This is a genomic window from Qipengyuania huizhouensis (genome assembly GCF_019711635.1).
GTDB classification, from domain to species: domain Bacteria; phylum Pseudomonadota; class Alphaproteobacteria; order Sphingomonadales; family Sphingomonadaceae; genus Qipengyuania; species Qipengyuania huizhouensis.
Map to the genome: position 1 here is coordinate 47,767 of NZ_JAIGNT010000001.1, position 12,919 is coordinate 60,685.

Below are 12,919 nucleotides of genomic sequence, written 5' to 3' on the forward strand. Positions count from 1 at the left end.
CAAACCGGCGCGGGAAGGCAAGCTATAGCCATGGGGCTGACGACAACAACGATACGGCACCATCTGGATGTCGTGGCGGCAGATGACCCAGTTGTGGCCAGTGCCATTGCGCGCGTCGGTTATCCCGAGGAACGCATTCGCGAGAAGGGCTATCGCACCCTGTTGCGCACGATAGTGGGCCAGCAGGTCAGCGTGGCGGCGGCGGCATCGGTCTGGCGCAAGCTCGAAGCCGAACTCGGCGAAGACATGCACGCACATGAGCTTCTGTCACGCGACTTCGATACATTGCGCGCCTGCGGGTTGTCGCGACAGAAACAGGGATACGCGCGCAGTCTCTGCGAACTGGTGACGAGCGCCGAACTGGACCTCGAGAACCTGCCGCAAGACGACGAGGATGCCATTGCGGAGCTCACCCGGATCAAGGGCATCGGTCGCTGGTCGGCAGAAATTTACCTACTTTTCGCCGAAGGGCGACCGGACATCTGGCCGGCGGGTGATCTCGCCGTACAGGCCGCCTGCGCCAAGATGCTCGACCTGCCCGAACGCCCCGGCGAAAAAGAAACGCGCGCGCTGGCGGAAAAGTGGAAGCCGCACCGCGGGGCGATGGCTATCTTCACCTGGCATGCCTATGCCGATCCTGCGCTTTAACTGGGGAGAGGTTTCATGAGCACGCGCAAGGCTATCTTCATCACCGGCGGCGCATCCGGCATCGGCAGAGCCATTGCGCTTCATTTCGGCAAACGAGACTGGTTCGTTGGCCTCGGCGATGTCGACGAACACAATATGTGGGTTACACGCGATCTGATCGGCCACGGATTCGTTTATCAGCACACCTTCGACGTGCGTGACCGCGCCGCATGGGACAACGCTCTCGACAGCTTCGCCACTGCGGCAGGCGGACGGATCGACGTGGTGGCGAACAATGCCGGTATCCCCCTCGGCGGCGCTCTGATCGAAAACAGCGAGGAAGAGATTACCCGTTGTCTCGATATCAATCTGAAAGGCGTATTGTTCGGCGCGCAAGCGGCCTACCCACACTTGCAGAAAACCGCGCCCGGATCATGCCTGCTCAACACGGCCAGCGCGGCTGGGATCTACGGTACGCCCGGCGCAAGCGTCTATTCGGCCACTAAATTCGGTGTTCGGGCGATCACCGAAAGCCTCGATGGGGAATGGGCCGAAGACGGCATCAAGGTCCGTTCGATCATGCCGGGCTTCATCGAAACCCCGCTGCTCGATCACAGCCCCAATGCCAGGAGCAACGAGGACATCCGGACGCGGGTGAAAGAGGCAGGTCTCGAAATCACCCCGGTCGAAGACGTGGCCGAGGCTGCCTGGAACGCGGTTCATGGCGAGAAACTGCACACTACCGTGGGCCAGACGGCCAAGAAGCTCGCCTTTGGTACGCGCTGGATGCCCGGACGGGTCCGCCAGCAGACCCGCGCCAGCGTCAGGCCGATGGGCAAGTAGCGATCAGGCGATCTTGTCGATTTTCTTGGCCATATTGACGTCGCGCAGAGAAAGCCCGCCTGCGTCATGCGTGGTCAGGGTGATCTCGACCTTGTTGTAGACATTCGACCATTCGGGATGATGATCGCGCTTTTCGGCGATAATCGCGATACGGGTCATGAAAGCGAAAGCCTCGGCAAAATCGGCGAATTCGAAGCTGCGCCCGATCGCCTTGCCCTCGCGGGCAAGCGACCATTTCGGCAATGCGCGCAGCCAGCTGTCACGTTCTTCGGGGGTAAGTTCCTCGACGGCCATATCGGCGAATCCTCTGTTGCTTGTCGCAGCCGCGCCTTTTGCCTATCGCATCGGGCCATGCAAGCGCAGCTCACCGCGACCGACATTGCCTGCCGACGCGGCGAACGATTGCTGTTTCGTGGCCTATCCTTCGAATGCGCCCCAGGCGAGGCGCTGCATGTCACGGGCGCGAACGGCATCGGAAAGTCGAGCCTGATCCGCATTATCGCCGGACTGCTACGCCCCTTCGCGGGCAACGTGGAGAGCACGGGCACAATGGGACTGGTGGATGAGCGGCTGGCGCTGGACGAGAACATGCCACTGGGCAAGGCGCTGGGTTTCTGGCAGGAGCTCGATGGCTGTTGCAGCCCTGCCAATGCCTTTGCGATCCTGCAGCTCGAACCATTGCTCGACGTGCCTGTGCGCTTCCTCTCGACCGGCCAGCGCAAGCGCGCTGCACTTGCCCGGCTGCTCAATCGCGGCTGCCAGATTTGGCTGCTTGACGAACCTTTGAACGGGCTGGACGACCAGACCAGCCGCAATTTCGAAGCGCTGGTGGCGCTGCATTGCGGGGGCGGCGGGATCGCGGTGGTGGCTTCGCACCAGAGGATCGCACTTCCCGGTGCTACCGTTGTGGCGATCGAGGAATACGCTGCGTGAGCGCAGCGCTGAACCTCCTGCGCCGGGACCTTGGACTGCTGATGCCGGGCGGGAGCGGCGGCAGCGTGCTTCCACTGCTGTTCTTTCTCGCCGTCGCCATGCTCTATCCCTTTGCAGTTGGCCCCGACGCGCAATTGCTGGCTCGGACGGGGGGCGGGATTATCTGGATCGCAGCGCTGCTCGCGGCGATACTCCCGCTTGAAAGGCTGGTGAAGGATGATCTGGAAGCGGGCGTTTTCGACCAGTTCGCCCTGCGGGGCATATCGGAAGAACTGGCGATGGCGATGCGTCTCGTCGCTCACTGGATGGCTTTCGCGCCGCTTCTGCTTCTCGCTACATTTCCTGCGGCTGCGCTGCTTGGCCTTCAGGGCGAAACCACGCGCACCTTGTTGCTTGGTTTGCTGGCAGGAACACCGGGGCTGGCAGCAGTCGGTCTCGCGGTCGCTGCCCTTTCCGCGACTATGCGCGGGGGGGCCGCGCTCGCCGGCTTGATGGTAATACCCCTCGCGGTGCCGATACTGATCTTCGGCGCCGGAGCGCTGGCGCGGCCCGGCCCCTCTGCCTTATTGCTGACTGCGGCGATCAGCCTCGGCTTGTGCGCCGTCGCGCCCTTCGCCGCCGGAGCGGCCCTTCGCGCAGCGCGAGAGAATTAGGATCCAACGCCCATTTTCAAGACGCGCAGCCGAATGGATGACATCGAGTTGCAAAGTTTTTAAGCTGGCGCGGATCGCATCACACAAAGGGGGACCGGGCGTTGGAAGAAGACGAGGAGTTCGTAGACATTTACGCACTGCTGCAGGTCGATCCGTCCTGCGAGCGTTCAATTATCGAAAAGGCTTACCGCCATTTCGCCCAGCTCTATCATCCCGACCATACCGAAACCGCCGATGTGGAGCGCTTTCAGGAGCTGACCCGAGCCTACAGGATCCTGAAGGACCCGGCAAAGCGATCCGAGTACGACAAGCGATACATACTGGAGCGGGGAGAAAAGCCCACTGGCACCCCTCGCGAAGATATCGTCATCGATGGGGCAACTGCGGTGCAGGACGCCGAGATGCATGAGCAAATCCTTCTCGCGCTTTACAAGCAGCGCCGCGAGAATGCCCGCGAACCGGGCGTGATGCCCTACTATGTCCAGCGCGAACTCGACTGTTCGGACGAGAGCTTCGAGTTTCACACCTGGTACCTGAAGTCCAAAGGCTTCATCGAAATCACGCAGCAGAGTGAGCTGGCGATCACGATCGAGGGCGTCGACCATGTCATTTCGAACAGCCGCGCGGCCAAGGAGAAGCTGCTCCTCGAACAGGCGGCGCGAGAGGTCTAAGTCAGGCCCTCAATAGGGTGGCTGGTGGAGGCCTTTGGGACTGGTCGTGAAGATTTCCGCCCCGTCCTCGGTGATGCCGATCGAATGTTCGAACTGCGCGGATAGCGACTTGTCGCGCGTCACTGCAGTCCAGCCGTCTTTGAGCATCTTGGCATGCGGACGACCGAGATTGATCATCGGCTCGATCGTGAAGAACATGCCCGGCTTCAAAAGCGGTCCAGTACCCTTGCGACCGGTATGGATCACCTCGGGCGCGTCATGGAACAGTCGGCCAAGGCCGTGTCCGCAGAATTCCTGCACCACGCCGTAACGATGCTGGCGTGCATGCGCCTCGATCACTGCGCCGATATCGCCCAGCCGCGCGCCGGGCTGGCTGGCAGCCTCGATGCCCAGCATAAGGCATTCATAGGTTACATCGACCAGCTTGCGCGCCTTCAGCGCCGGCTCGCCGGCGAAGTACATACGGCTCGTGTCGCCATGCCAACCATCGAGAAGCGGGGTCACGTCGATATTGACAATGTCACCATCCTTCAGGGCCTTGTCGCCCGGAATGCCGTGGCAGATCACGTGATTGACCGAGGTGCAGCAACTGTGTGCGTAGCCGCGATAGCCCATGGTCGCGGGGACCGCGCCACCGTCGAGTATCATCTCGCGAACCTTGTCGTCTATCTGCCCGGTGGTCACGCCCGGCTTTACGAAATCGGTCAGTTCGTCGAGGATTTCTGCCGCAAGGCGTCCGGCCTTGCGCATGCCTTCGAACCCTTCGGGTCCATGGAGCTTGATGGTGCCGTCACGATAGACGGTCTGCTCGCTGTCGATTACCTGATATTCGGTCATGCGCGGTCATGTAGCGATTGCCAACGCAAATTGCGAGGGAGTCAGCGCTGAACGCTGAAAGCCCTGGCATATTCGGGTTTGACGGCATCGAGCACCGAGGCGGTTACGGAGAAATCCAGCTCATAGGCGCCTTCGGCATATGGCCCCGCCACATAAGGACCGAAGTAGACCCCGATGCGATCAAAAGTCTGGCCGTTGGAAGAGCCGACGAACACGCTGGCCTCGTCTATGCCCGGACAGTCGTTGAAATAGCCTTCGCCGTTCCGATCGACTTTGGTGCCACGCCGTTCCTCACGCTCTTCGTCAAGCGTATCGCAAAGCCTTGCGCCGAGCGCGGTTTCGAGTTCGACGGGAGAATTGAAAAGCTCGATGCCTTCTAGCGCCCGCTTGCCGCTCCTGTCCCAGACAAGCGAGGTCCTGCCGTGGTTTCCATGCGCTCCACCGGTATAGACATACAAGTCGGCTGACAGGCTTAGCCAGTCGGGCAGATCCGACACGACCTTCCACTCTTTCTCGAACCCGCGGCTCCTGCAGCTCACGCAGTCTTCCGGAGAAGATTCCAGCGACTCCTGCCACTCGGCCTTCTGCGCCGCCAGTTCGCGGTCGCGCTCTTCCTCGAAGCGGCGCACCAATTGCGGCACGACGCTTACCTCTGCAGGCCAGCTATAGGAAAATTCCCGCTTCGCCTCGCCCTGGCTTGAATCGTCTTCGAAGTTGCTTCCGCCGGGCCCGTCTACAGCGGTTGCCGAAGCGTTCGCAGTTACGCTCACCCTGGATTCAGCAACAACTCCAGACGGTGCAATCGCGTCTTCGGATTGCGAGCAGGCAGCGCTCGACAGAGCGAAGGAAATCAGGAACAGGGACTTTCGCATCGAATTACCTTGGCACGAAACAGATTAACCCGAGGGGAATACCATGGCCGACAAAGCCGATCTAATCCAGCCAGACCGTGGACAAAAAGCTATCCTCATCCATCTGGTGAACAAGGACGGGTTCCCCGATTGGGTCAAAACATTATCCGGTGGTCAACGCGCTGCCCTGAATGCCCAGAAATTCGACGGCAGCGGGTATCAGGTGGGCATCGTTCCCGATGGCGATAGCTGGTTCGCAGTCGGCGGAGTGGCCGATCCCGACAAGCTTTCGAGTTGGTGCATGGCCAAGCTGGCCGAGACGCTACCCGAAGGTGTATATCGCCGCGCAAAGGGTGAGCCCGGGCCGGCCCTCCACGGATGGCAAACGGCGCAATATCAGTTCACCCGCTACAAGAAGCCCGACAAGCCGGTGGGTCCGCGAGTGTTGCTGACCAAGGAAGTAAAGAAGATCGACGCCGCTGTTGCCGAGGCAAAAGCGACCTGCCTCGTGCGTGACCTCGTCAATACACCGGCTGAGGATATGGGCCCCGCAGCCTTGGAAGAACAGTGCGAGAAGTTGGCCAGAACGCATGGCGGCCAGTTGTCGGTCACGCGCGGCGACCAGCTCGAGCAGGGTTATCCGATGATCCATGCGGTTGGCCGCGCTGCGGCACGTCACCACTCCCCCCGTTTGATGCATCTCACCTGGGGCAAGGAAACCGATCCCGTCCTTGCCATCGTCGGGAAAGGCGTATGCTTCGACAGCGGCGGACTTGATGTGAAGAGTTCTTCCGGCATGCTCCTCATGAAGAAGGATATGGGCGGCGCGGCGCATGCCATCGCGCTGGCCGAGTTGGTGATGGGCGCGAAATTACCCGTCCGCCTGCATCTGCTCGTGCCCGCCGTGGAAAATGCCATTTCCGGCAACAGCTTCCGGCCCGGCGATGTACTCAGATCGCGCAAGGGCCTGACCGTGGAAATAGGCAATACCGACGCCGAAGGCAGGCTGATCCTTGGCGACGCACTTACCCGCGCAAGTGAGGAACAGCCTGAACTGATCATCGATTTCGCCACTCTCACTGGCGCGGCACGCGTGGCGCTGGGCCCCGACTTTCCCGCGCTCATGACACGACGGGACGAAACGGCCGCCGCACTGATCGAAGCTGGCAAGGCAAACGACGACGAGCCCTGGCGCTTACCCCTGCCCGATGCATATGCGGAATGGCTCAATTCGGACATTGCAGACACGAACAACGCCCATGGCAACGCCTTTGCCGGAGCCAGCGTCGCGGGCCTGTTTCTCGATAAGTTCGTCGGGGAAGGCATCGACTGGGCCCATTTCGACACCTTCGCATGGCGGCCTGCCGGCAAGCCCGGCCGCCCCAAGGGCGGTGATGCCTATGGATTGCGGGCGGCGTGGCACATGCTGCAAAAGCGTTTCAAACCGGCATAGACGGTGCGCAGCCCTTGCCGCAGCGCTATGCTGCGGTTAAGCGCCCGCAACTACAATTATTGAAGTTCCCTACGACCGTGAGCGCCAAGGCCAGCTACTCTTTGCCCGAAGGAATTGTCGGACTGAAAGGTCCGATCCAGAAACCTGCGTCCGGCACGCTCCCGCTGCGTGGCGATCTGGCGCATATTGCGCTGGCCGATCGTTTCCTTGCCGCGCATTATGTCATTCCGCGCTTGCGCCAGGTCGGCGATCAGGATGTCACCCTCAAATTGAATCCCCGCGATGATGCAGAAAATGGCGTGGCAATCCCGGCAGGTTCCGAGGTGGAATTGCTGGATCGCGAAGGTGACTGGTTGTGGATCACCTGCGGACCGGAAGGACCCAGTGGATACGTACATTCTTCTGCGCTGACACCCGACAGTGACGCATAAGGTCTTTATCGACGGGGCTGCGGGGACGACCGGCCTGGAGATTGCCGAGCGGCTTGCAGGTCGCAGCGAGTTCTCGCTCATCACGCTGGATGACACACAGCGTAAGGACGCAGGTGCCCGTCGCGAAGCGCTGAACGAGGCCGATGTCGCCATTCTATGCCTTCCCGACGACCCTGCACGCGAAGCGGTCGAGATGATCGATTCCTCAAGCGACACCCGCATCATCGACGCGTCCAGCGCGCACCGCACAGCCGAAGGCTGGTGTTATGGTTTTCCCGAACTGGTCGGGCGCGATCGCGTTTCACATGCTCGCCGGGTCAGCAATCCGGGCTGCTACCCGACCGGCTTTCTCGCCCTGATCGCACCGCTCGTAAGTGATGGCCTGCTGCCTGCCGACTGGCCGTACACCGTGAATGCAGTCAGCGGCTATTCCGGCGGCGGCAAGGCGTTGATTGAACGGTACGCGGCAGACGACGCTCCTGGCTTTCGCACCTATGGATACGACCTTGCGCACAAGCACTTGCCGGAAATGAAGGCGCATGCCGGGCTTGAGCATCCGGTGATATTCGCACCTGCCGTAGTGCCCACTTATCGTGGGATGATCGTGGAAGTACCGCTCCATTTGGGCGCCATGGATGGCGACGTTCATGCGGACGAACTACGCGAAGCCTTGGCCCAATTCTACGAAGCTTCGCCCGTAGTCTCGGTGTGCCAGAATGATATTCCGACCGAACTCGTGATAAGCGCCGAAGCCGAACCGTGGGATGGTATGGAATTATTCGTATTCGGCAATGAGGGGGGCTGGAACGCCCGACTCGTCGCCCGGCTCGACAATCTCGGTAAAGGTGCCAGCGGCGCGGCAGTGCAAAATCTCAACCTTCTGTGCGACCTGCCTGAAACCGCCGGGCTGCGTCTGGCATCTGCACAATAATTAGGCAGCTATCGTCCACCCATTGGGCATTCGCCCCGCTCATCCGTTTCACCATCCCAGCATTTCCGCCATCTTTGCACTTGGCACGTTTCTTGGAACGTCGCGCGCAAGGATGTATTGGGTTGCTGTGCGGGCCATTTCTCCGCACGCAACAGACGGGACCGGTGGACACGTGAAAAAGATCGAAGCGATCATCAAACCCTTCAAGCTCGACGAGGTGAAGGAGGCACTGCATGAGATCGGCGTGTCCGGTATCACCGTGACAGAGGCCAAGGGATTTGGCCGACAGAAAGGCCATACCGAACTCTATCGCGGCGCGGAATATGTGGTCGACTTCCTGCCGAAGGTTAAGCTCGAAGTTGTCGTATCCGACGGCATTGCCGAACGAACAGTCGAAGCCATTGCCGCTGCCGCCCAGACGGGCCGCATCGGCGACGGCAAGATCTTTGTGAGTCCGATCGAGAGCGCGCTGCGCATCCGGACGGGCGAAAAGGACGAGGACGCTATCTGATTTTCCTGCCCGGGCAATCGCCGGGCGCAATACGAACACCCTTACGGAGACAATAGACATGGCAAGTGCAAGCGACGTCCTCAAACGTATCAAGGACGAAGAGATCGAGTGGGTCGACCTGCGGTTCACCGATCCCAAGGGCAAGTGGCAGCACCTGACCATGGTGGCCAAGACGCTTGACGAAGACCAGCTCGAAGACGGGCTGATGTTCGACGGATCCTCGATCGCTGGCTGGAAGGTCATCAACGAAAGCGACATGATCCTGAAGCCGGATCTCGAGCGGGTCTATATAGATCCGTTCAGCGCCGAACCGATGCTGATCATGTTCTGTGACATCGTCGAACCCTCGACCGGCGAATGGTATGCCCGCGACCCGCGCACTACCGCCAAGCGTGCCGAAGCCTATCTCAAGTCGACGGGTATCGGTGACACGATTTACGTAGGCCCCGAAGCCGAATTCTTCATGTTCGACGATGTCCGTTTCGAAGACGGCTATGCCGGTTCCGGCTTTGCCCTCGACGACATCGAATTGCCGACCAATAGCGGCAGGGAATACGAAAGCGGCAACCTCGCCCACCGGCCTCGCGCCAAGGGCGGCTACTTCCCCGTTGCCCCGGTGGACAGCGCCGTCGACATCCGCGGCGAGATGGTCTCGACCATGATCGAGATGGGGCTCCCCTGCGACAAGCACCACCACGAGGTGGCCGCTGCGCAGCACGAACTCGGCCTGACATTCGGCACGCTGGTCGAAACCGCCGACAACATGCAGATCTACAAGTATGTCGTGCACCAGGTCGCCCATATTTACGGCAAGACCGCGACCTTCATGCCCAAGCCGATCAAGGACGATAATGGGTCGGGCATGCACACCCACATGTCCATCTGGGACAGCGGCAAGCCGACCTTCGCAGGCAACCAGTATGGTGGTCTCAGCGAAAACTGCCTCTATTACATCGGCGGCGTCATCAAGCACGCCAAGGCGCTGAACGCTTTCACCAACCCCACCACCAATAGCTACAAGCGGCTGGTGCCGGGCTTCGAGGCGCCGGTGTTGCTCGCCTATTCGGCGCGCAACCGTTCGGCTTCGTGCCGCATTCCCTATGGTGCGGGCGACAAGGCGAAGCGCGTGGAATTCCGCTTCCCCGACGCGATGGCGAACCCCTATCTCGCCTATGCAGCACTGCTCATGGCAGGTCTCGACGGGATCCAGAACAAGATCCATCCGGGCGAGGCGATGGACAAGAACCTCTACGATCTGCCTCCGGCCGAGCTTGCCGACGTTCCGACCGTCTGTGGCAGCTTGCGCGAAGCTCTCGAAGCGCTGGAAGCCGATCACGACTTCCTGCTCAAGGGCGAGGTCTTCACCAAGGACCAGATCGACGCTTATTGCGAGCTGAAATGGGACGAAGTCCTGCGTGTCGAAACTACGCCATGTCCGGCGGAATTCGACATGTATTACAGCGCCTGATTGGGCGAGCTGAATCAACGATCGAGCTTATCCGCCAGAACATTGCATTCGCGAAGTGGGCGTCCGGAGAAATCCGGACGCCTTTTTCACGGGAAATGCGAAAACTGGTATTGCTGTCGCCATCAGCAGCAGAACCGGCGCGCAATTTCCGAGCGAACAGCAGAAACGGGGCATCCTCTAGAAAAACGCGGATCGCTTCCTGCGTCTGAGCCAGGACGAGATCGGCCGTCTCGCGGGCGCTGATTGCAGGACGTACCGAAACTTCGCTCCACACGGTTGCCGGATTTCACCCGGGAAATCCTATTTGCGTGCTGCCGAAGGCAGAACTGGATTTCCTACAGCCTGCCATCCTACCTAATCGGGGTGCCTCTCAACGCACACGAGGTACCTGCCGATGAACCGCAAAGCCGTTTTCGATCTTGTCCGTCGCCTGATGGGGCGCAGCTTTCGCCAGTCCGAAGTGGAGGCGCTTGACCGCGCTTTAAACGGGGCGGATTTTTCTGCCCAGGACAGTGTAACATGCGGTCCATGTCTCAGAGTGTCATCTGCAGGAATGGCACTAATCAAGCGGTTCGAGGGCTGCGCGCGGCGACGGCCTGATGGGCTTGACCAGGCCTATCCCGATCCCGGCACGGGCGGCGAACCATAGACCATCGGCTGGGGCGCAACGGGAAACGATGTCCGTCCCGGCACAGTATGGACCAGGCAGCAATGCGATCAAAGGCTGGAAGAAGACATCGCCCGCCATGCATTGGACGTCAAATGTGCATTGGGCGACTGTCAAACTTCACAGGAACAATTCGACGCTCTTGTCAGCTTCCACTTCAACACCGGAGCCATCGGTCGTGCAACTTTGACGAAACTGCATTGTCGTGGAGAATTCGATCTCGCCGCCGCAGAATTCGGCAAATGGCGGTACGCCAGCGGGCGGGTACTCGAAGGGCTGGTCCGACGGAGGCGCGAAGAAGCAGAGTTGTACCGTTCAGGCAGGTAGCAGATGCAAACCTTGCCGCTCGATTAACCGGAACCGAGTCCCACTCGATCCCGTTGCTTGGGTCAAAGGAGTATAACAAATGCGTGTTTTCATGGCAGGAGCGGCAGCCATCGCGCTAGCCGCCAGCGGTGCCTATGCTCAAGGCAAGGGCAACGGAAACGGTAATAGCGACGGTAGGGGTAACCAGCCCGCCGCTGCCCAGAACAAGGGCAATGGGAACAATGGCGGTCAGAAAGCCGATCGGGGGCCTCAACGCGTGGCCCAGGGACAGCGCGGCCAGGGTAACGGCAATGGCAATGCCAAGCCCGATCGCGGCAACGAACGTCCGGTGCAGGCCCAGCAGTCCAACCGCGGGAATGGCAATGATCGAGGTAATACCAACGAGCACCGGGCTGCGGAACGTGGTATAAATCGCGATGATCGCCGCGAATTACGTGTTCGCTACGATGATCGCCGAGACCGCGTCGATGACCGCATAATTCATAGTCAACGGGAAACTCGCTGGCTCACACAGGATCGAAACCGCGGTCTTGTCGCCGGGTGTCCTCCGGGGCTGGCGAAGAAGCGCAACGGTTGTAATCCGCCGGGACAGGTCCGCGATCGTTATCAACGTAGCCTGTTTGGCTTTAATTACCGTCCGAGCCTGTTCGGATTGAACAATTATGATCGCCGTGGTGATTACTACTATAACGACGGCTACCTGGTCCGCTATGGCGACAGTGGTGGCATCGCCAGTTGGCTCCCCCTGCTCGGCGGGGCGCTGGGCATCGGCAATTCCTGGCCGAGCGGTTATCAAAGCTACCGCGTGCCGGACTATTATGTCGATTACTACGACCTCGGCGGACCGGATCGATATCGTTATGCCGACAATGTGATTTATCGGGTCAGTCCCGAAGATGCGGCAATTACGTCGATCGCAGCACTGATTACCGGCGACGAGTTCACCGTCGGCCAGCAGATGCCTATGGGCTATGACGTTTACAACGTGCCTTACGCTTATCGCGACAGGTATTACGATACGCCGGAATACATGTATCGCTACTCGGATGGTTATATCTACCAGGTCGATCCCGAGACCCGTCTGGTAGCTGCCGCCATCGACCTGCTGACCTGATCCGGAGAGACACGATGAAACACTTCACGAAACCCCTCCTGCTGCTCGGGGCTATTGCAGGTTTGCCACTACTCTCTGCCTGCTCTGACGCTTCAGATACGGCAGAGGCAGATGCTGCCGCAACCCAGCAAGAGGCGAACCGGACGGTTGCAGCGGCACTGAACGACCTGCCGGAAACGACCAGCTTCAACAGAGCAATCTCGGAATCGCAGCTCGGCTCTATCTTCGATGGGCCCGCAAGCTACACGCTGCTGGCTCCCAACGATGCAGCCTTCGAAGCACTTGGCCAAGAAGGAGAAGCACTCCTGACCGAAGAGCAACGGCCGGTCCTCGTCGGGCTTCTGCGCGAGCATATCCTGCCGGGACATCTGACGCCCGAAAGTATCACTCAGGCCTTGGATGAACAGGATGGCGAAGTCATCATGACGACGCTCGGAGGCGGCGAGGTCACTTTTTCGAGAGAGGGCGAAACGATCACGGTAACGAACAACGGCGGATCGACCGCTCGGCTCACCAATGGTGCAACAGCGGCGGCGAATGGGGTGATCATTCCGCTCGACACCGTTCTGGTACCCGGTCAACCGCCCGAGGACTGACGCTTG

The 12,919-nt window shown here is 60.2% G+C and carries 16 protein-coding genes; 13 read left to right on the forward strand and 3 right to left on the reverse strand.

Annotation, left to right across the window (positions count from 1 at the left end; genetic code table 11):
- Positions 1-30 precede the first annotated feature (30 nt).
- Positions 31-648 (forward strand): DNA-3-methyladenine glycosylase family protein, encoded by a 618-nt coding sequence (locus tag K3180_RS00195; protein WP_221537651.1) that lies wholly within the window; start codon positions 31-33, stop codon positions 646-648.
- A gap of 15 nt (positions 649-663) precedes the next feature.
- Positions 664-1,470, forward strand: a complete 807-nt coding sequence (locus K3180_RS00200; RefSeq protein ID WP_221537652.1) for an SDR family oxidoreductase — start codon at positions 664-666, stop codon at positions 1,468-1,470.
- Positions 1,471-1,473: 3 nt separating this feature from the next.
- Here the strand turns inward: K3180_RS00200 and K3180_RS00205 are convergent, their stop codons facing one another.
- Complete coding sequence (locus tag K3180_RS00205; protein WP_221537653.1) at positions 1,474-1,764, reverse strand: 4a-hydroxytetrahydrobiopterin dehydratase; 291 nt, start codon at positions 1,762-1,764, stop codon at positions 1,474-1,476.
- 57 nt (positions 1,765-1,821) lie between these two features.
- Between K3180_RS00205 and ccmA the strand changes: the two genes are divergently transcribed.
- The 3 genes from ccmA (at position 1,822) to K3180_RS00220 (ending at position 3,727) form a co-directional block, all read left to right on the forward strand.
- Positions 1,822-2,403, forward strand: coding sequence for a heme ABC exporter ATP-binding protein CcmA (gene ccmA / locus K3180_RS00210; RefSeq protein ID WP_221537654.1), 582 nt, complete (start codon positions 1,822-1,824; stop codon positions 2,401-2,403).
- A complete protein-coding gene (locus K3180_RS00215) occupies positions 2,400-3,056 on the forward strand; it encodes a heme exporter protein CcmB (protein ID WP_221537655.1) in 657 nt (218 codons plus the stop codon). The genes ccmA and K3180_RS00215 overlap by 4 nt, the downstream gene beginning before the upstream one ends.
- Before the next feature lie 101 nt (positions 3,057-3,157).
- Entirely contained in the window at positions 3,158-3,727 is a 570-nt protein-coding gene (locus tag K3180_RS00220) for a J domain-containing protein (protein ID WP_221537656.1), read from the forward strand.
- 9 nt (positions 3,728-3,736) lie between these two features.
- On the opposite strand, the gene map is transcribed toward K3180_RS00220, so the two are convergent.
- Positions 3,737-4,564, reverse strand: a complete 828-nt coding sequence (gene map, locus K3180_RS00225; protein ID WP_221537657.1) for a type I methionyl aminopeptidase — start codon at positions 4,562-4,564, stop codon at positions 3,737-3,739.
- 41 nt (positions 4,565-4,605) lie between these two features.
- Positions 4,606-5,334 (reverse strand): PdaC/SigV domain-containing protein, encoded by a 729-nt coding sequence (locus K3180_RS00230; RefSeq protein WP_221537658.1) that lies wholly within the window; start codon positions 5,332-5,334, stop codon positions 4,606-4,608.
- Between the two features lie 145 nt (positions 5,335-5,479).
- On the opposite strand from K3180_RS00230, the gene K3180_RS00235 reads away from it, so the two are divergent.
- The 8 genes from K3180_RS00235 (at position 5,480) to K3180_RS00270 (ending at position 12,913) form a co-directional block, all read left to right on the forward strand.
- Positions 5,480-6,868 (forward strand): leucyl aminopeptidase family protein, encoded by a 1,389-nt coding sequence (locus K3180_RS00235; RefSeq protein WP_221537659.1) that lies wholly within the window; start codon positions 5,480-5,482, stop codon positions 6,866-6,868.
- Positions 6,869-6,945: 77 nt separating this feature from the next.
- Positions 6,946-7,299: an SH3 domain-containing protein gene (locus K3180_RS00240; RefSeq protein WP_221537660.1), complete on the forward strand. Its 354-nt coding sequence runs from the start codon at positions 6,946-6,948 to the stop codon at positions 7,297-7,299.
- Positions 7,289-8,230: an N-acetyl-gamma-glutamyl-phosphate reductase gene (argC, locus tag K3180_RS00245; protein ID WP_221537661.1), complete on the forward strand. Its 942-nt coding sequence runs from the start codon at positions 7,289-7,291 to the stop codon at positions 8,228-8,230. The genes K3180_RS00240 and argC overlap by 11 nt, the downstream gene beginning before the upstream one ends.
- A 172-nt stretch (positions 8,231-8,402) precedes the next feature.
- Positions 8,403-8,741: a P-II family nitrogen regulator gene (locus K3180_RS00250; RefSeq protein WP_221537662.1), complete on the forward strand. Its 339-nt coding sequence runs from the start codon at positions 8,403-8,405 to the stop codon at positions 8,739-8,741.
- A 58-nt stretch (positions 8,742-8,799) separates the two neighbouring features.
- On the forward strand, positions 8,800-10,209 hold the full coding sequence (gene glnA / locus K3180_RS00255; protein ID WP_221537663.1) for a type I glutamate--ammonia ligase: 1,410 nt from the start codon (positions 8,800-8,802) through the stop codon (positions 10,207-10,209).
- 652 nt (positions 10,210-10,861) lie between these two features.
- Positions 10,862-11,203, forward strand: a complete 342-nt coding sequence (locus K3180_RS12825) for a lysozyme (protein WP_345719414.1) — start codon at positions 10,862-10,864, stop codon at positions 11,201-11,203.
- Between the two features lie 79 nt (positions 11,204-11,282).
- A complete protein-coding gene (locus K3180_RS00265; RefSeq protein ID WP_221537664.1) occupies positions 11,283-12,317 on the forward strand; it encodes a hypothetical protein in 1,035 nt (344 codons plus the stop codon).
- 14 nt (positions 12,318-12,331) lie between these two features.
- Positions 12,332-12,913, forward strand: coding sequence for a fasciclin domain-containing protein (locus K3180_RS00270; protein ID WP_221537665.1), 582 nt, complete (start codon positions 12,332-12,334; stop codon positions 12,911-12,913).
- Positions 12,914-12,919 lie beyond the last annotated feature (6 nt).